At 44.9% G+C, this 19,020-nt stretch carries 19 protein-coding genes and 1 pseudogene; 11 read left to right on the top strand and 9 right to left on the bottom strand.

Annotation, left to right across the window (positions count from 1 at the left end; translation table 11 throughout):
- The 3 genes and pseudogenes from A3IK_RS20165 to A3IK_RS21670 all read right to left on the bottom strand — a co-directional run.
- On the bottom strand, positions 1-909 hold a 909-nt coding region (locus A3IK_RS20165; RefSeq protein WP_020558902.1), incomplete at its 3' end, for a tetratricopeptide repeat protein.
- Positions 909-1,550: a hypothetical protein gene (locus tag A3IK_RS0105095; protein WP_020558901.1), complete on the bottom strand. Its 642-nt coding sequence runs from the start codon at positions 1,548-1,550 to the stop codon at positions 909-911. The genes A3IK_RS0105095 and A3IK_RS20165, both read right to left, overlap by 1 nt.
- A 34-nt stretch (positions 1,551-1,584) precedes the next feature.
- Positions 1,585-1,746 (bottom strand): annotated as a pseudogene (locus A3IK_RS21670) (IS1 family transposase); the annotation flags it as partial.
- Between the two features lie 239 nt (positions 1,747-1,985).
- Between A3IK_RS21670 and accB the strand changes: the two are divergent.
- From accB to A3IK_RS0105050, 9 genes are all read left to right on the top strand, one after another.
- On the top strand, positions 1,986-2,465 hold the full coding sequence (gene accB / locus A3IK_RS0105090; RefSeq protein ID WP_020558900.1) for an acetyl-CoA carboxylase biotin carboxyl carrier protein: 480 nt from the start codon (positions 1,986-1,988) through the stop codon (positions 2,463-2,465).
- 15 nt (positions 2,466-2,480) lie between these two features.
- Positions 2,481-3,824: an acetyl-CoA carboxylase biotin carboxylase subunit gene (gene accC, locus A3IK_RS0105085; protein ID WP_020558899.1), complete on the top strand. Its 1,344-nt coding sequence runs from the start codon at positions 2,481-2,483 to the stop codon at positions 3,822-3,824.
- A complete protein-coding gene (gene prmA, locus A3IK_RS0105080; RefSeq protein ID WP_020558898.1) occupies positions 3,821-4,708 on the top strand; it encodes a 50S ribosomal protein L11 methyltransferase in 888 nt (295 codons plus the stop codon). Before accC ends, prmA begins: the two co-directional genes overlap by 4 nt.
- Positions 4,709-4,792: 84 nt before the next feature.
- Positions 4,793-5,581, top strand: a complete 789-nt coding sequence (locus A3IK_RS0105075) for a zinc-ribbon and DUF3426 domain-containing protein (protein WP_083915666.1) — start codon at positions 4,793-4,795, stop codon at positions 5,579-5,581.
- 313 nt (positions 5,582-5,894) lie between these two features.
- A complete protein-coding gene (dksA, locus tag A3IK_RS0105070; protein WP_020558896.1) occupies positions 5,895-6,347 on the top strand; it encodes an RNA polymerase-binding protein DksA in 453 nt (150 codons plus the stop codon).
- 3 nt (positions 6,348-6,350) lie between these two features.
- Positions 6,351-7,232 carry a tRNA glutamyl-Q(34) synthetase GluQRS gene (gene gluQRS, locus A3IK_RS0105065; RefSeq protein ID WP_020558895.1) on the top strand — a complete coding sequence of 294 codons (882 nt, stop codon included), beginning with the start codon at positions 6,351-6,353 and terminating at the stop codon, positions 7,230-7,232.
- 444 nt (positions 7,233-7,676) lie between these two features.
- Positions 7,677-8,084, top strand: coding sequence for a hypothetical protein (locus A3IK_RS21665; protein ID WP_020558894.1), 408 nt, complete (start codon positions 7,677-7,679; stop codon positions 8,082-8,084).
- A gap of 2 nt (positions 8,085-8,086) precedes the next feature.
- Complete coding sequence (locus tag A3IK_RS0105055; protein WP_020558893.1) at positions 8,087-9,769, top strand: vWA domain-containing protein; 1,683 nt, start codon at positions 8,087-8,089, stop codon at positions 9,767-9,769.
- 5 nt (positions 9,770-9,774) lie between these two features.
- Positions 9,775-10,167 (top strand): hypothetical protein, encoded by a 393-nt coding sequence (locus A3IK_RS0105050; RefSeq protein ID WP_245539458.1) that lies wholly within the window; start codon positions 9,775-9,777, stop codon positions 10,165-10,167.
- 69 nt (positions 10,168-10,236) lie between these two features.
- Here the strand turns inward: A3IK_RS0105050 and A3IK_RS0105045 are convergent, their stop codons facing one another.
- The gene (locus tag A3IK_RS0105045) at positions 10,237-11,493 is read right to left on the bottom strand and encodes a tetratricopeptide repeat protein (protein WP_020558891.1); all 1,257 of its coding nucleotides are present in this window, start codon (positions 11,491-11,493) and stop codon (positions 10,237-10,239) included.
- A gap of 249 nt (positions 11,494-11,742) precedes the next feature.
- Between A3IK_RS0105045 and A3IK_RS0105040 the strand changes: the two genes are divergently transcribed.
- Positions 11,743-12,630 carry a DMT family transporter gene (locus A3IK_RS0105040; RefSeq protein WP_245539457.1) on the top strand — a complete coding sequence of 296 codons (888 nt, stop codon included), beginning with the start codon at positions 11,743-11,745 and terminating at the stop codon, positions 12,628-12,630.
- 15 nt (positions 12,631-12,645) lie between these two features.
- A complete protein-coding gene (gene rep, locus A3IK_RS0105035) occupies positions 12,646-14,640 on the top strand; it encodes a DNA helicase Rep (protein ID WP_020558889.1) in 1,995 nt (664 codons plus the stop codon).
- A gap of 49 nt (positions 14,641-14,689) precedes the next feature.
- Here the strand turns inward: rep and A3IK_RS0105030 are convergent, their stop codons facing one another.
- From A3IK_RS0105030 to ribBA, 5 genes are all read right to left on the bottom strand, one after another.
- Positions 14,690-15,376, bottom strand: a complete 687-nt coding sequence (locus A3IK_RS0105030) for an alpha/beta hydrolase (protein ID WP_020558888.1) — start codon at positions 15,374-15,376, stop codon at positions 14,690-14,692.
- A gap of 36 nt (positions 15,377-15,412) precedes the next feature.
- A complete protein-coding gene (locus A3IK_RS0105025; protein ID WP_020558887.1) occupies positions 15,413-16,516 on the bottom strand; it encodes an RNA-guided endonuclease InsQ/TnpB family protein in 1,104 nt (367 codons plus the stop codon).
- A gap of 354 nt (positions 16,517-16,870) precedes the next feature.
- Positions 16,871-17,350 carry a transcription antitermination factor NusB gene (nusB, locus tag A3IK_RS0105020; protein ID WP_020558886.1) on the bottom strand — a complete coding sequence of 160 codons (480 nt, stop codon included), beginning with the start codon at positions 17,348-17,350 and terminating at the stop codon, positions 16,871-16,873.
- Between the two features lie 4 nt (positions 17,351-17,354).
- Positions 17,355-17,831: a 6,7-dimethyl-8-ribityllumazine synthase gene (ribH, locus tag A3IK_RS0105015; protein ID WP_020558885.1), complete on the bottom strand. Its 477-nt coding sequence runs from the start codon at positions 17,829-17,831 to the stop codon at positions 17,355-17,357.
- A gap of 13 nt (positions 17,832-17,844) precedes the next feature.
- Complete coding sequence (gene ribBA, locus A3IK_RS0105010) at positions 17,845-18,951, bottom strand: bifunctional 3,4-dihydroxy-2-butanone-4-phosphate synthase/GTP cyclohydrolase II (RefSeq protein ID WP_020558884.1); 1,107 nt, start codon at positions 18,949-18,951, stop codon at positions 17,845-17,847.
- Positions 18,952-19,020 lie beyond the last annotated feature (69 nt).

The raw sequence follows: 19,020 nt of genomic DNA, 5'->3' as shown, positions 1-19,020 counted from the left end.
CGCCTTGTCATACTCACCCATTGAGTAATAAAGAGCCGCCAGATTGTTCAGGCTCGTCGCTACCTCAGGATGATCCTTACCCAACGCCTGTTCACTAATCGCTAATGAGCGCTCATACAGGGGCAAGGCTTTAGCATACTCACCCATGGAATGATAAAGACTCGCCAGATTATTCAGACTCGCCGCCACATCAGGATGATCCTTACCCAACGCCTGTTCAAGAATCGCTAACGAACGCTCCAATAACGGCTGTGCTTGCTGATATTGACCTCCATCATCAAATCCTCGCCCTGCCCAATTCAAAAATCTAGCTGCTTGTACTTCATGCTCATGCCCTAGTGCCAATAAAGCCTGTGCTGCCCGCTCATAATACTTACCCGACTCAATATAGCGTATCCGAGTACGAGCCAAGGCTCCATTGGCAGCATCGGCTTCGGCGGCAAACAGAATATTTTGCTTAGCGGCTTGCATATTCAAAGCATGGATATCCTCAAATAGTTGCTTAGCCTTATCAAACTCTCCCTTATCAATCGCAGCTTCTGCCTGTGCTTTTAACTCCTCCCCCTTAATCGAATTGGTAGGTAAGTTTTTGACTTGCTCTCTCAATAACTGATAATCCTTAGCAATTTCACGTAGTTTCTTATCCCAATCGGCTAAGGGAATATTCTCCTCCTGAAGAATTTTCAGAAAATTACCCACGGCTGATTTTGCCACACCCAATTGCTCAACAGACTCTTTATCGATTACCTGAACAATCTGCCCACCTGTCATAATTACAATCGAACCATTATCTTGCACGGTCGCTACTAAATTACCACCCACCTTAATACTACTATCCGCTCCCTCTGCCCAACTGGATGAAACACTCAATAAAGCAGCCACGAAACCAACTAATAATAAACGCTTCATCACTGAGCCTCTTGTACTTGTCCACTCCCAGTAATGACACTCACGCTGCTATTTTTACCTGTCGACTCAATAATCAAATGGCCATCAGTACTAATACCGGATTTAGTAGGTACTGTAGTAGGTTGATTCAAACTACCTGAAGTACTATTACCCTTTAAAATTTGTCCATTCCCGGTAATGACATTAGCCTCAGCACCTTCTTTACTTGCTCGAATAGTTATATCTTTGCGGGCATGAATACTACTGTCTTGTTGAGTTACCACAGGTTGTGCAGGAGTACTAGGCACAGCGGGAGTCATAGAGGGATTAGAAGTAGGTGACATACTAAGGGAAGGAGGTCTATCAGCCGCTTGCACCGGAGCAGATGAGGTTTGCCACCAGCCTAATACCACCACAAACAAAGCTATTCCACCGGCGGCCTTGAGCGTAGTACTCGACCCCTTATGCCTCATCAACAGCGCAATATCACCCGTCAGAAAGAAACCAAATAAGCCTGCCACCAACGCCGATGAAAACGCTAATATTTGTTGTTTAAAAGGAGGCAATGCATCGGGTGCAAACCAAAACACCGCTATCACAAAAGCCAATAAGATAAAACCAAAAATCCAACTGCCATAAGCAACATGGTTAGAATGAGTCATGGGGTTAACTCCTAAAGTCGATGTTAGGTCTATTTTAACCGATAATTGGTAAATTGACACATTCACCCAGAGTTGAGAAACATTTTATTAACAAACTCATAATAAACTCACCGATCCCCTTGTTATGAGACTCAATGGATTTAGAAAAGCAGATCGTCTTATGGGCTAGGCGTTTTTTGATACGGGTGCGGAAGCTCTCCACACTAATTCAGGGGAAATAGTGGTAAATGGCTGCGAATTGGAGCCAATCGGTGTAAACTTCCTGCCTATCTGTTGGGATCTAGTGAAGCAACTAGCACTGTCGGCGTTTAAAATTGTAAGCCGCCGTTAAGACATCTAATTTTGACCAAACTGATCGCCAAGCTTGGAGGCTCTATCATCATAAGCTTGGCTCTAACTCTATTTTTGACAACTTAAGGCCAGGAACACTGCATCATGATGGATGTTCGCAAAATAAAAAAATTGATTGATCTGCTCCATGACAGCGATATTGCTGAAATTGAAATCAAAGAAGGTGAGGACTCCGTACGTATTAGTCGCGCTTCTGCTCTACCCCATCCTGTGCCAATGGGTATGCCTATGCAAACTCCACTCTATATGAATGTGGAAGCTCAGCGTGCTCCGACTCTCACACCTACCACGCCTGTTACACCCGCGCCGGTTGAAAACGGTATTCCTAGTGGTCATGTGATTGAATCCCCCATGGTAGGCACCTTTTATCGTGCGCCTTCCCCTGGTGCTAAATTCTTTATTGAAATTGGGCAAACGGTAGCCGTTGGCGACACACTATGTATTATTGAAGCTATGAAAATGCTTAACCCCATCAGCTCCGATAAGGCTGGGGTGGTGAAAGCCATTTTAGTAGAGAATGAGCAGCCGGTTGAATACGGTCAGCCTTTAATTGTGATTGGCTAAGGCAAGGTACTCACCATGCTGAAAAAGATTTTGATTGCAAATCGGGGCGAAATTGCCCTTAGAATTTTACGTGCTTGTCGTGAGATGGGCATTAAAACCGTCGCCGTACACTCTACGGCTGATCGTGACCTTAAACATGTACGTCTGGCGGATGAGTCGGTTTGTATTGGCCCACCGCGCTCGGTAGATAGTTATCTTAATATCCCCGCCATTATTAGTGCGGCTGAGGTGACGGGGGCTGATGCTATACATCCGGGCTATGGGTTTTTATCTGAAAATGCCGATTTTGCCGAGCGGGTTGAATCGAGCGGGTTTGTATTTATAGGGCCACGAGCTGAAACCATTCGCTTAATGGGCGACAAAATTTCGGCTAAAGAAGCCATGCTGAAAGCCAATGTACCTTGCGTACCGGGTTCAGAGGGAGCTGTGCCTGATGATCCTGATGCCTGTCTTGCTATGGCGAAAAAAATTGGCTATCCCATTATTATTAAAGCCACCGGCGGCGGCGGCGGGCGTGGTATGCGTGTGGTCTATAAGGCCGAAGAATTACTACGCTCCATAGAAATGACCCGCTCAGAGGCTAAAGCTGCGTTTAATAATGATGTGGTTTACATGGAAAAATACCTTGTAACACCGCGCCATATTGAATTCCAAGTGCTCGCCGATCAGCATGGCAATGCTTTACACCTGTGTGAGCGTGATTGCTCTATGCAGCGTCGCCATCAAAAAGTAGTAGAAGAAGCCCCTGCTCCGGGTATTACCGCTGAAGAGCGGGCACGTATGGGCGCGATTCTGACTGCTGCTTGTCGTGAAATTGGTTATCGTGGTGCTGGTACTTTTGAATTTTTATATGAGAATGGCGAGTTTTATTTCATTGAAATGAATACCCGTCTGCAAGTAGAGCATCCGGTTACGGAATTAATTACGGGTGTAGACTTAGTCAAACTGCAGATTTTAGTCGCCGCAGGTGAAGCACTCACCCTGAAGCAATCCGATATTCGCCCCCATGGTCATGCGATTGAGTGCCGGATTAATGCTGAAGACCCTGATACCTTTGCGCCTTCACCTGGAAAAATTACGCGTTATCACGCGCCGGGGGGATTAGGTGTGCGGGTTGATTCGCATATTTATACTGACTACACCGTACCGCCTTATTACGACTCCATGATAGGCAAACTCATTGTACATGCTGAAAATCGTGAAGTAGCGATTGCACGTATGCATGGTGCCTTAAGTGAATTAGCTATTGATGGTATTAAAACCAATATCCCACTACAGCGCCGTATTATGGAAGACCCCCATTTCCAAGCCGGTGGCGCGGATATTCATTACCTTGAAAAGAAATTAGGACTTAAATGAGCTGGAAGCAACTAGTCTGTCATACCAATCTCGCCCATAAGGATGTGATCACGGATTTATTCGAGGCGGCAGGGTCTGCCTCGATTACCTATCAAGATGCCGCTGATCAGCCGGTACTTGAACCTTTACCGGGTGAGACGCCTTTTTGGGATGATTTAATTATTACCGCGCTCTTTCCCCTAGATGAGGATATTGACTGGGTATTACTTGAGTTAACTGTCAATAAAGAAGCATGGCAATTACAAAGCATGCGCGTTGAAACCCTAGCCGAGCAAGAATGGGTACGGGCATGGATGGATAATTTTCATCCCATGCAATTTGGTCAGCACCTCTGGATTTATCCAAGCTGGCATGAAGTACCCGAAGGTGAAGGGATTAAAGTATTGCTTGATCCGGGGCTAGCCTTTGGCACGGGTAATCACCCTACGACTGCACTGTGTTTAGAGTGGCTAGGGCAATTTTCTTCTTTAGCGGGAAAAACAGTGTTAGACTATGGTTGCGGGTCTGGTATTTTAGCCATTGCAGCCGCAAAACTAGGGGCTACAACGGTATGGGCTACCGACATTGATCCCCAAGCCTTGCAAGCTACCTTAGATAATGCCGCTCGTAATGATATTCCCGCTGGAGTGATTAAAACTTGTTATCCTCAAGACTTACCCGAACAAACTTTTGACATAGTACTCGCCAATATTTTGGCGGGACCTCTTGTGCAATTAGCCCCAGAGATTATCAAGTTTGTACACTCCGGAGGAGATTTAGTTCTTTCTGGTATTTTAGCGACTCAAACAACTATGATTCGCCATGCTTACGAGCCTAATCTTTCCGCTCCGTTAGAGGTAGTAACGCAAGAAGAATGGATTCGTGCAGCAGGTAAACGCTCTTAAGGCTAGAGCGTTTATTAAATAGCAGACTCTAACTAATGATAGATAGGCGAACCCATTCAATGAATCAACAGACAGCCTTTACTTATGTACACACAATGCAGTAATTGTCGAGCCACCTTTAGGGTGACTATGAAAGAACTCACCACCGCTCAAGGTTTATTACGTTGTGGCGAATGTGATGTCATTTTTGATGCTATGAAAACCCTGAGCACTACCCTGCCCGAAGAGCGTTTGATTAGTCAAAATCATCCATTACCCGCGCGTTCTGGCTCCCCTACTTCACTTTGGGGTAAAATCACTGGGCTTTTTAAACGTAACACTCACTCTAATTCAGATCATTCAGAACTCGACCATCTCAATCAGCTCAATAGTAGCGCTGCCGCCGTGCTTCCCTTAGGTAGACGAGAGAAAAAACGCGCTGGTTGGTGGCTAGCGATTAGTCTTATCTGCCTGACTTTACTATTGTTTTTGCAGTTAGTTTACAGTACTCGCTATTGGTTAGCACAGCAAACGCTAACCCAACCCATGGTCGCTACCCTCTGCCAATGGGTAGATTGTAATTTAGAGCAACGAGACCTAAAAAATATTAAAATGCTCAGTCGTAATGTATTCTCACACCCCAATTCGCCTGAGTTTTTGATTATAAAAGCCTCATTACAAAATGAGGCTTCTTTTCCACAACAATACCCCTATGTGGAAGTCAGCTTTTTAAATAGCGCCTCTGAAGTGGTAGCACTCAGGCGCTTTAAGCCTGATGAATACTTAGAATCTTCGGCTGATCCAGTGATGCAACCCTATCAGCCCCGTGAATTATCGCTCAATATTAAAGACCCCGGCCCTGATGCTGTTCGCTTCCAATTCCGCTTCCTCTAGTCACTGCTAGCTTTTTATTCAAGTGCCTGGTCAGGTGGCGACAAGGTTCTATGCTTATACTCAGTAGTGTTTTTGACTTTTGTCTTAACTGTACTATGCTCCAAGCTGGAGTGGTTTTTTAAGTTAAAAATACTCTTAAAGAAAGGCATAAATAACATCACATTCACAAAATTTAGTCTATAATCGCGCGCCAAATAAGAAGTTAGCTGTTGATTAATAATTTTTGTGGTGACACACAACCCGAACAACTCAATAAAGAGTATTAAAACTCAATATTTCTATAGGTGTCGACTACTTTTACATGGAGAACAATATGGCGTCTGATAATGTTACTTATATGCTGAGAAAATCGGCTTTACCAGTGGAAGGGATTGAACCCTATATTCCTAGCCCTGGCGAAGAGTATATGAATGAGGCTCAGCTTAAGCATTTTCGGGGCATCCTTGTAGCGTGGAAAAAAGCTCTGATGCAAGAAGTGGATCGTACTGTCGATCATATGAAAGAAGAGGCTAGCAACTTCTCCGATCCTGCGGATCGTGCCACTCAAGAAGAAGAATTTGCCCTCGAATTACGCGCCCGTGATCGTGAGCGCAAACTCATCCGCAAAATTGATAAAACTATTGCTCGCCTTGATGAAGATGACTATGGTTATTGTGATGCTTGTGGGATTGAAATTGGGCTACAACGTCTAGAAGTACGCCCGACTGCTGATCTATGTATCGACTGCAAAACCACGCAAGAGATTAAAGAAAAGCAACTCGCTTAATTAATGGCACCTGTTGGACGCTTTGCCCCCTCACCCACCGGGCTATTGCACTTTGGGTCATTAGTTACAGCCGTCGCTAGCTATTTAAGCGCTCGCTCTCGTAACGGGCGCTGGCTAGTACGGATTGAGGACTTAGATCCTCCACGTATGCAAGCTGGGGCAATAGAGTCCATTTTACAGACATTAAGCTATTATGGCTTTGAATGGGATGGTGAAATCATCCTGCAAAGCAACCTAGTGCGTCAAGCCGCTTACGGTGAAGCATTAGCACAACTAGCACCTTATACTTACCCGTGCTATTGCAGTCGTAAGCAGCTCCAACATTCAGCTAAACAAGGACGCTTTGGCGCTATCTACCCAGATACCTGCCGCTCTGCTATTCCAGCACTCGCCTCCCATCAATCGGCTGCCATACGGATTAAAACGCCGGATCATATCATTGGGTTTCATGATGCTATTCATGGCGACTACTCACAGTCCTTACATGCCGAAATTGGTGACTTTGTACTCAAACGTGCGGATGGACTCTGGGCTTATCAATTAGCCGTGGTGGTAGACGATGCTTATCAGGGAATTACCGAAGTAGTACGGGGTGCTGATTTACTCGATAACACGCCACGCCAAATCTATCTACAACAACTACTTGGCTATCCCACCCCTCAGTATACCCATATCCCCTTAGTGCTGAATGTTCAGGGTGAAAAACTTAGCAAACAAACTTACGCACCCGCCTTATTACTAGATGAACACTCTCGCCGCCAAAACTTATATCAAGCCCTGCAATTCTTAAAACAAAACCCACCCACTGATTTAGCCACCGCACCCTTACAAACTATCTGGGATTGGGGGATTAAACAGTGGAATTTAGCACCTTTGATTCAATAAAAGTAAGCGGGTGTTTCTGGAGCAGTCTTTGGTGATTCGAGTATTTGGGTATATGATTTTACGAGTACTTTTGCTCAACTACAGCTTGAGCAAGCCCTATACTTATGGTCATGATGACTTTAATAGTGAAGGAGAAAAACTATTCCAACCTCAGCCCCCGACAATACCGCACTCCGCTATGGCTTAATCGCTGCTGGCATTTCTATCATTCTGCTGGGCCTTTATTTTTGGTGGTTTCAACCGCCTTGGTGGTTATTAGGCGCTTATGCGGGTGTTGGCTTAATCGCCACACTGAGTGTAATTATTATTTATCGGCTCGCAGGTTTTAGTGGCGAGGATGAGAATGAATGGCTAGAAGCTCGCAACCATGCCACCCATCAAGCCTTACTCAATAAACTCCAAACCGCTCGTTCTAATTTAGCCGAACTCGGTATTCAAGAAGGTGTGCGCCAAGCAGATGTACTAACAGGTATTCTAGAGGACTATCAATCCGTAGTGGAAACCCGCTTTGTGGGCAAACACTTCACCCCAATTAATTACCTCAATGCGGCTCGTACTGTACAAGAACATGCGATTCAAAATCTCACCGATATTGTCGCGATTGGGCATAGCTTGTCGGGTTTAAGTCGTAATTTAGCGGTCAGTGATGCGATTAGTAAACAGGCTGAGCTATATCAAGAGCAGCAAACTCGGATGCGCACCCTATTGAATGAAAATACTAAACTCTTTAATGCTCTGACTGAAACGGCGGTAGAAGTCGCTAATATTAAATCGATTAGTGATTTTGATCGTTTAGATACCATGGCTCGCTTAGTCAGCCTGGCACGTATCGCTCAACAAACTGGAAAATAATCATGCGCCTAACACTAAACTACCTTACTACCCTCAGTGCTTTAGTATTAAGCGCTATGCTACTCACGAGCTGCGGTGGCGGAGATGTCATTGATACTAAAGCTAAGGCTGAAACCAAAATCAAAGAATTAGTCGATGGTACAATTCAGCCGAGCTATAATGAAAATCAAAGCCGCGCTAATATTCAACTCACCCGTACTAATTTATCAGCACTCTTGCCGGATCTAAATGAATACCCCATCACGCTCGATATACCTGACTCGCCCCGCGTAGAATCCGTAGAGATTCTCACCTCCCCCGAAAAAGCCGGCACTAACCGCGATGCTTTATATCTAGACATGGCAGAGCGTTTTAATCGCCAAGGTTTAACTATTAGCAATGGCAAACAAGCGGCAATTGCGATTCGTAAAATGGATTCAGGCTTAGGCGCACAATTTATTCTCACTGGGCAATATGTACCCGATGCGTTTTCCCCCAGCAATACGCTGTGGGGAGAAATGGTCAATGCCAATGGTAATAATCTCACCACCATTGCACCTACTACGGCACCGAATGTGGCGGGTATTATTGTGAAAAAAGCCAAAGCAGACCAAATCCTCACCGATGGCAAGCTGGATATTGCCAAACTATTGACCAATGTGAGTAGTGGCTCTTTTGCCATGGGTTATACCAACCCTTATCAATCCAGCACAGGGCTTAATTTCTTGCTCACGGTACTCAATTCGTTTGCTAATGGCGATGAGACACAAATGCTCTCACCCGATGTAGCCAGTGCGTTTGAAGCCTTTCAACAAGGCGTTCCCTTTGTTGCACAAAATACCCTACAAATGCGTGATGCTGCGCAAGTCAGCGGTGTACTCGATGCCTTTGTGATGGAATATCAACTATGGGCGAATGCCACGGGATTAGAGGACTATCAATTTGTACCCTTTGGCGTGCGACACGACGGCCCTTTATATGCTACGAATAATGCCGATCAGGCTGAACGTGAAGTATTAGCCCTGTTTGCCAAATTTCTTGATAGTCAAAAAGGTGAGTTACGCCGTTTTGGTTTTGATCAAGTCAAAGATTATCAAGATGCCTATAACATTAAAGATGGTTCTATCATTGCTCAAGCCCAACGCTTATGGAAACAGAAAAAATCCGGGGGCAAACCGATTGCTGCGGTATTTATTGCCGATACCTCTGGCTCTATGGAAGGCTCGCGTATTAAAAACCTACGCAAAGCTTTAATTGAGTCCTCCGATTTAATTAGCACAAATAATGCTATTGGTTTAGTGACCTATAATGATGCCGTGAATGTTGACCTGCCGATTCGCCCCTTTAATGTGTCTCAAAAATCCTTATTTATTGGTGCAGTAGAAAAAATGTCTACTGGTGGCAAAACAGCAACTAATAGTGCCGTGCTAGTCGCCGCGAATATGCTGCTCGAATTTAAAAAACAAAACCCGGACTATAAAACCGTAATCTTTTTACTCTCTGATGGTGAAACCAATGTGGGGGTGGATTTTGAGACTGCCAAAAATCTGATGAATTTAGCGGGTGTTCCTATTCACAGCATTGCCTATGAACTCAGTTCACAAGACCTAAAAGATTATGCTGGCCTCGCTGAGGGTGCTTATATTGAATCGAGTGCGGGATCAGCCTCGTATCGTATTGGTAACTTACTCAATTCTGAGATGTAGGTAAAATGATGAAATTTATCAAAATCTTCGGCATTTTTATCTTATTGAATCTTGCCGCTTGGCTAGGAACCCATTATTACCTAAGCCGCCATCAAGCGGAAATTTTAGTAGTGGTTGATACTTCGTTTGCCCTTAAACCACAATTTAGCGCTATGGAGGATTGGATTGAAAACCTAGCCACTACGACCCGTTATAAGCAGATAACGATTGGCACAGATAAGGCATTATTAGGTGATTTATCTACGATTAAAGCGAAATCCTCTATTTTCAGAACCGCTTTTGGGCGCATGAGTGAAACCGATTTAGGACGTTACTCTAATTCAGCCGCCAGCAAAAAAATCCTGCTTTCTGATGGTTCTATTCAACCTAAAGGTTGGACTGTTATTAAGTTTCCGTGAGTAATTAGTAAGTGGGTATTGCTACTTGTAAAGATATAAAGCAATACCCGCTTACTTTTGTATCTCTGCTTAGCCTTTAACTAGCCGTGCTAAATTATACTCGGCATCCTTATCGCCTTCTTGTGCTGCTTGTTTAAATAGATACTCGGCTGTTTTAGTATTCTTACGCACGCCCTTACCCATAACATATAGAATACCTAGATTATTCTTAGCCTTAGTAAAGCCACCTTTTGCGGCTTGAGCATACCATTGTCCTGCTTGCTTATAATCTTGTTCTACCCCACGCCCGTCTTCATACATTAGCGCTAAATTATATTGTGCTCTGGGGTAATTTTGCCGCGCTGCACGGCGATACCAACGCGCCGCCTCTCGATAACTTTGGGTAAAGCCACCAGAACCTTCTTCATACAGAGCACCAATTAAAAATTGTGCATACTGATCCCCTGAATTGGCTAGCTCTAAAATATCATTAGGATTCATACCATTTAGGCTGATACGCGCTCCACCACTGGCCTCGGCCTGATTTTGTATGCGGCGCTGCATATCAGCATTAACGCGCGGATATCTCGGCTCATTAAAAGCCTCAGTAATATTAGGCTCTGGTAAGCGTGCCGGCATAGGCGCAGCGGCTGAGGGATAATCCGGTGGTTCGGTAGGAACAGGTGCTACCGTATTTAAGGCTAACTCAACCGGCGAGGAGGTTGAAGGCGGACGCTTATATACTTGACTAGGCGCTGAAGTAGGTGGACGTTGATAAGCCACTTGACTAGCAGCAGGGGATACTGATTGTAATGCCACTTTTGCCGCTTGCGAACCACGCTGAACAGCTTGTTTTAACCAATAGCGCCCCTGACTCTCATCGGCTACCACACCATCACCATTCACATAAGTCACGCCTAGCCAATATTGCGCCTCAACATGCCCCCGCTTAGCCGCTTCTGTTCCCCAATATAAAGCACGCTTTACATCTGCCCGCCCTAAGGTGCCTTGATGATAAACTTGGCTTAATAAATATTGCGCCTCTGGTTCACCACCCTGTGCTGCTTTATTCAACCAATAAGCAGCTTGATTTAAATCTTTTCCTATACCCTGCCCTTTTTGATACATCACAGCTAAATCATACTGAGCACGCGGATGCCCGCCTTGGGCGGCTTTTATAACTGCATTAATCGCAGCACTAGCGGTAGGAGCCGGAGCTGGCTGTAACCAGGGTGGTGCTTGCTCTTGTATACGCGGATTAGCCTGCACCGTTTGTGTTAATCCCCAACTCAACCCTAAACACATTGCTATTGTGGTTGCGAGTCGCAATGACTGAATAGTTTTCATAACAAGCCTCTAATTTTTTTATTCACACAGCTCAGAACGAGCTGTTTATAACAAGCTTAATTTTTATAACATATACTGACTCTCTGCCTAACCAATGCTGAATTGTGGCTGAGTTTGCTTAATTTACCACCAAAACATTACCCTATGACCAATAGCAGCAAAAACGCTTAGCTTAGTTTACAATCCCGCCCACGATTGACTTTCTTATTCACCACCATGACTATACGCCGCTCCCTCGATGCTCAAGCTATGGCTACTATGTTGCTACTTTGTATGATTTGGGGCGGACAACAAATCACGCTTAAACTCTCGGCCCCTGATATTACGCCGACCTTTCAAATTGGCCTGCGCTCGCTATTTGCTGCGGTCTTAGTGGGTTTAGTCATGTATTTTCGCCGGGAAGTTTTTATTACGGTGAGTACCTGGCGAGCCGGTTTATGGGCAGGCTTTTTCTTTGGTTTAGAATTTTTATTAGTCGGTGAAGCACTCCATTACACCACGGCCTCTCATACTGTGGTGTTTTTATATACGGCTCCTATTTTTGTTGCCTTAGCTCTGCACTGGTATATTCCTACCGAACGCCTACACCCCTTACAATGGCTAGGTATTAGCTGTGCTTTTGTGGGCCTAGCACTAGCCTTTTTAGGGAAATCATCTCCTAATACCTCCGCTCAACTCCCCTACCAGCTCTGGGGTGATCTGCTAGCGCTTGGCTCAGGGCTTAGTTGGGCTGCTACCACAGTAACCATTCGCTGCTCGGTATTAGCCCAAGCACCCACTACACAAACTTTACAATATCAACTCATTATTAGTGCGATTATGATCTTAAGTATGGCCGGACTTTTAGGGCAATGGCATTTTAACCCCTCTCCCATTGCTATTAGCAGCTTATTATTTCAAGTTATTATTGTATCGTTCTTTAGCTATTTAGCTTGGTTTGCGCTACTTAAAAAATATATTGTCTCTCAATTAGGCGTATTTTCGTTTATGACCCCTTTATTTGGAGTAATAGCGGGTGTACTCATTCTAAATGAACCCTTGGAAGCTAATTTTATTTTTGGCGCACTCTTAGTAATAATCGGTATTTTATTAGTCAGTGGTAAAAACTGGCTCTTAACCCAATGGGCAAAACAGTAACCTAGGCCAATAGACATGAATTTAAACCCTGAACAACAGGCTGCAGTTACTCATTTAGGCTCCCCGCTCCTGGTATTAGCAGGCGCTGGCAGTGGCAAAACCCGTGTAATCACGGAAAAAATCGTGTGGCTGATTCGCCACGCGCATTATGATCCTAAAAGTATTGCGGCCATTACCTTTACTAATAAAGCTGCGCGTGAAATGCAAGAGCGAGCCGGAAAACTATTACAGGCCGGTGAAGGTAAAGGACTCACCATTTCTACTTTTCATACCCTAGGGCTTTCGATTTTTAAGTCTGAAGTAAAACGCTTAGGTTATAAAAATGGCTTTAGTATCTTAGACGCACAAGATAGCCAATCGGTATTAGTTGAACTCGCTGAACAATTTGCCGCCGGTGATGTCGACCGTATACGCGGAGCAATATCGCGCTGGAAAAATGATTTTATTAGTCCCGAGCAAGCCCTAAATCAAGCGATTAATGAAGATGAATTACTCGCTGCTAAACTTTATGAGCAATATCAACGCCAAATTAAAGCCTATAATGCGGTTGATTTTGATGATTTAATTGTATTGCCTGTGCAGCTATTTCAACAATATCCTGAAGTATTACAAAAATGGCAAAATCGCTTACGCTATTTATTAGTGGATGAATATCAAGATACTAATGCCTGCCAATATCAATTAGTCAAACAATTAGCGGGTATTCGGGGTGCATTTACAGCCGTAGGGGATGATGATCAATCGATTTATGCCTGGCGGGGTGCACGTCCCGAAAATATTGCTCAATTACAACGCGACTACCCTACTCTACACGTTGTTAAATTAGAGCAAAATTATCGCTCTACTAAACGTATCCTTGAAAGTGCGAATCAATTAATTAGTAATAACCCGCATCTATTTGAAAAACAATTATGGAGTACATTAGGAGAGGGTGAGCCGATTTTAATTATGCCTTGTCGTACTGCCGATCATGAAGCACAAATGATTGTCGGAGAAATTTTAAAACGTCGCTTTAAAGATCGAATACCCTTTAAAAACTTTGCGATTTTATATCGTAGTAATCATCAAAGTCGGTTATTTGAAAAATATTTACGTGAAGGCCAAATCCCTTATAAATTAACGGGTGGTACATCCTTTTTTGAACGTACTGAAGTAAAAGATACACTTGCCTATTTGCGCCTATTGAGTAACCCCGATGATGATACCGCTTTCTTGCGCGTGATTAATACGCCGCGACGGGAAATTGGCACTAGTACTTTAGAAAAATTAGGCGAATATGCCCATCAACGTCAGGTGAGTTTATTCACCGCCGCACAGGAAATGGGCTTTGCGGAGCGGGTGGGTGCTAAAACATCGGAGCGTTTAGATAATTTTACTGGCTGGGTGAATCAATTACGCCGTGATGCGGATCACACGCCGCCGCCTGAGATGGTCAAGCGTTTAATGGGTGAATTACGTTACGAGGATTGGCTACATGAGAGCAGTAATTCACCTAAAATCGCCGAAAAACGCATGGGTAATGTTGAAGAAGTAGTGCAATGGATGGACAAATTGTACGCCGATGGTGCAGGCAAAGAGTCGATTAGTGAAATGGTCGCCCATATGAGTTTAGTTGATTTATTAGAGCGCAATAGTGAAGAAGCTGAGCAAGATGCAGTGACGTTAATGACCTTACATGCAGCTAAGGGGCTTGAATTTCCTCAGGTATTTCTGGTAGGGATGGAAGATGACACCTTGCCCCATTTAAATAGCCAAGATGCTCAAGGGATTCAAGAGGAACGGCGCTTAGCCTATGTGGGTATCACCCGTGCACAACAGCATTTAACCATTAGTTATGCCAAAACTCGTACTAAATATGGTGAAACTGAAACCTGTGATCCCAGCCGCTTTTTAGATGAATTACCGCCTGAACATATTGAATGGCAAGATAAAAAGGTCATTACCCCCGAACAAAGACAAGCAACAACCAGTGCTTATGTGGCGAGTTTGACCGCATTGTTAGGGGATTAGGTTAGACATTCTGAGGGATATATCCCCCAGTTTGCCTAAGTAGGACGTACTATTGAGCTGCCGCTTCTTCAATCAGCGCGGCTACCTCTGCCGCTTTCGAGGCTAGCGAAGCATGGCTTGCTGCCAATGAAATCACCTTACGCGGATTCATACGTGCCGACATTTTCTTTTGATTCTCAGGATGAATCATTCGATCTTCGGTTGAAATTTGATACCAGCTAGGTTTTTTCTTCCAAGCCGGAGCGGTCACATTATCGCCAAAAGTAGAACCCACAGGGGCTTTTTGGGTCACTGCCATCACCAGTGCTTCCTCCGCACTCAGGTCTTGACAGAAACTATCACGGAATTTGTCCGCCTTAATCCAAAGATAACCATCACTATCAGGCACTACATTCGCAATGGCCGCTGGTGGATTGCTTTGGGTAATCGCCCCCGCACTCTCGCCCGCATCAGGTGCAAAGGCTGCAATATAGACCAAGCCCACCACATTAGGCATATCGCCCGCTTCAGTAATCACCGCACCACCATAAGAATGCCCCACCAGAATCACGGAGCCAGGCTGCTGTGCTATCATTTTACGGGTTCTTTCCGCATCATCAGCAAGAGAGTTCAGTGATAACTCCACCGCATGTAGGTCAGTAAAGCCTTTACGTGATAGCTCAAGAATGACATTGCTCCAATGGGCTGCGCCACCCCAAAAGCCATGTACTAATACGATGCTGGGTTTATTGCTCATTATTTAACTCTCCTAGTAGTTGACATCCTCCCCGACCTAAAGGACGGGGATTCCTGCTGCCAGACGCTCATGTCCGAGCGCGAAAATATTCTTAGCTGCATTGATATCTCTATCATGTAGCACCCCACACTCAGGGCAAGACCATTCTCTTATTCGCAAGCCTGTTCTACCTTTCGGACTGTTGGGACTAATACAGCCACAACTCGAACAAGCTTGGGTCGTGTACGATTCATTGACTTCTAGATACACACCTGACCGCGCACTCGCTTTATATTTCAGTTGTGTCTTGAGTATGTGCCACCCTGCATCCAAGACAGATTTAGCCATCTTGGTTTTGGCTAGGGCTGAACTACTGACATTGCCAATGATGATTAAGCCGTTGTTTTTAACGACTTCGGTCGTGAACTGGTGAATCGCGTTTAAGCGACGATTCTTGATTTTGGCATGAATTGCTTTCACCCGTTTTTTCTGTTTAGCTCTTTGAGCTATACCCAGTTTAGATTCCAGTTCTCGATAGAATTGTTTGGATTCAAGCTTCAATCCATTGCTACAGGTAGCCGTGTCTTTCAGACCTAGATCAATGCCCACTTGTCCTTGAGCTATCGACTCTATAACAGGGACTGCTACGACCACATTGAAGTACCAGCGACCTCTAGCATCTTGGGAAAATGAGCCTGAACGGAACTCGTATTGAGCTAGTCCATAGCTATCCCATACCTTGAANTAGTGACCCGCATAGCGAACTTGCCCGTTTTTCCATACGGCTGCACCTTTTTTAAAGGGTATCCAACCTAAGGATCGTTTAGAGCCACTGGATATTCTCCAGCGCAATTTACTTTTCCTAAATTGTTTACGTGCCTTCTCATGTACTTCTGTCACCTCTTGAACTGTTTGGGAGTGAATCAGAAATCCATGTTCTTTACGCAAAGTGGCTTGAGATTTGGCAAGATCGTAAGCACTTACATAGATATGCAGCCAACCAATCTCAGGAATCGGTAAATGTGCATAATAGGCCGTTTCTTCATTGGCCGCATTCCAGACCTGATTCACTTCAAACGCCATGCGCTCCAGAATAGGCGTGTGCTTATCCTTGACTCGTACTTTTAGCGTTTTGAGAACCGTCACTAGGGGGGATGTCATGCTACTATTCTAACTCAAGTGAACGACCGAATCATCGGTTTGTAACCGATTCGCCTGATATCCCCGCCGTGAACGACGGGGTTTTACGGCAAAACTGATAAAAATAGCCCACCGATAATAAAACGGGTGAGGCCTTGTCCCTTAGCTTATTAGGCGGAGTAGTTATATAGCATTATGCATAGAGCAGCATCTACTAACACCTAGATCTAAGGAAATAGAATCCGTGTAGCTGATGCTGATATGCACTTGAGTATTAAGCAAAAACAATCTTGATGACTGAAATGCCATCATGTGACGCATTAAATCGTCACATTAACAGGATATAGGCTATTTATGTTTTTAAAAAACCATAGCTTAGGCAGAAGTAGAGGCAGACACCTCTAAGGCGCGAGTTTGAACCGCTACTTTATCTAAAATGCCGTTTACAAACTTATGCGCTTGTTCTGCACCAAATTTTTTAGTCAAATTCACCGCCTCATTGACCACTACTTTATAGGGGGTTTCGGGGTGATTAAGAAGCTCAGCACAGGCAATACGTAACACAGCATATTCAATAGGGTCAATTTGTGCCAAGGTACGATCCAAATGAGGGGTTAATAGCGGTTCAATACGCTCCCCTTCCTCAATGGCACTGCGCAGCAATTGATGGAAAAAGGCTGGATCAGACTTACGAAAATCTGCCGCAAGCTCAGAATCTTCCTGAAAATAAACATAGATTTCATGGAAGTTATTATGCGTCATAATCCATTGATAAGTACCAATCATCGCAAGGCGTCTAGCCACACGACGTTGAGCAATGCGCTGCTGCGCTTCGGTGATAGGTTTATGTGCCATAATCTCAAGAGCGTAGTTTGCGTAATAAAGACACCATTTCAATGGCCGTTGATGCAGCTTCAGCGCCTTTATTACCCGCTTTAGTACCTGCTCGCTCGATAGCTTGTTCAATCGTATCGGTCGTCAACACGCCAAATACTACCGGCAGCTCATTATCCATGCCCACCGCACCTAAGCCTTTGGCAGCCTCACCGGCAACATAATCAAAATGCGGCGTGCTACCCCGAATCACCGCACCTAATGCGATAATGGCATCATATTCACCACTCACCGCCATCACTTGTGCAGCTAGTGGTAACTCATACGCGCCGGGCACTTTAACAATCTCAATGTGCTCATCGCTAATACCATGACGCCTCAGCGTATCAATCGCTCCGGCTTGTAAGCTCTCGACAATAAAGCCATTAAAACGTGCCACTAAAATACCGTAGCGAGCGGCTTGAGGCAGAAAATCGCCTTCAATCACTGAAATCTTTTGCATATAAACACCCACCTTAATCCTGAACGTACTCGACGACCTCTAAGCCAAATCCGGCAATACCCAAAAAGCGTTTAGGGGCACTCATCACGCGCATATGCGTTACACCCACATCACTAATGATTTGCGCTCCTATACCATAGGTTTTGAGGTCAGCCGGTGAAGAGGGCGTATTGTCAACTAGTGGCGCTTGAGATTCAAACGCTTTTAATGCTTTTAACACATCTTGACCAGAGGTCGGATTACGTAAAATCACAATAACCCCTTTACCCTGCTCGGCGATATGCTGCATCACACCCCGCAAAGGCCAACCACACCCCGGCTCTTGTAGTGCCAAGAGGTCACATAACTCATTCTCTAAATGTACCCGTACTAATGTTGGCTCTTGAGGCTGAATGTTACCTTTCACTAAAGCTAAATGAATTTCATGGCGGGCTTGCTCTTGATAAGCAATCAATTGAAATGGCCCAAACTCGGTCTGGACTTCGCGCTCATAGACCCGTTCCACCGTTTTTTCATTCTGTACCCGATAGCGAATCAGATCTTCAATCGACCCCATTTTTAACTGATGTTTCTCGGCGAAAATCTCTAAATCCGAGCGCCGCGCCATCGTGCCATCTTCATTCATGATTTCAACAATCACGGCGGCAGGCTCAAATCCTGCAAGACGCGCTAAATCGCAGCCCGCCTCAGTATGTCCCGCTCGCGTGAGGACTCCACCGGGTTGCGCCATCAGAGGAAAAATATGTCCGGGTTGAGTAATGTCGCGAGGTTGAGCATTAGGCGCTACTGCGGTACGAATTGTATGTGCCCGATCATAGGCGGAAATACCCGTCGTCACCCCTTCAGCCGCTTCAATAGAAAGGGTGAAATTCGTGGTATGTTGTTCATTAGTCTGTGACACCATGAGAGGCAAGCGGAGTTGCTTACAACGCTCACGAGTGAGGGTCAAGCACACTAGGCCACGCGCCTCTTTGACCATGAAATTGACATCTTCGGGACGGGTCAAAGAGGCAATCATGATTAAATCCCCCTCATTCTCACGATCCTCATCATCCACGATCACAACCATTTTGCCTTGCGCCAAATCGGTCAGAATTTCATCTATGGTATTGAACGGCATATAGCACCTGCAGCAAACGAATACGTATTGGGTTTAGTATTCGAGATCAAAATTAGGAAGGCGCACATC

The sequence above is a fragment of the Thiofilum flexile DSM 14609 genome (assembly GCF_000380185.1).
GTDB classification, from domain to species: domain Bacteria; phylum Pseudomonadota; class Gammaproteobacteria; order Thiotrichales; family Thiotrichaceae; genus Thiofilum; species Thiofilum flexile.
The sequence above is the reverse complement of the archived record's forward strand: the minus strand, read 5'-3'. Positions and strand labels throughout refer to the sequence as shown.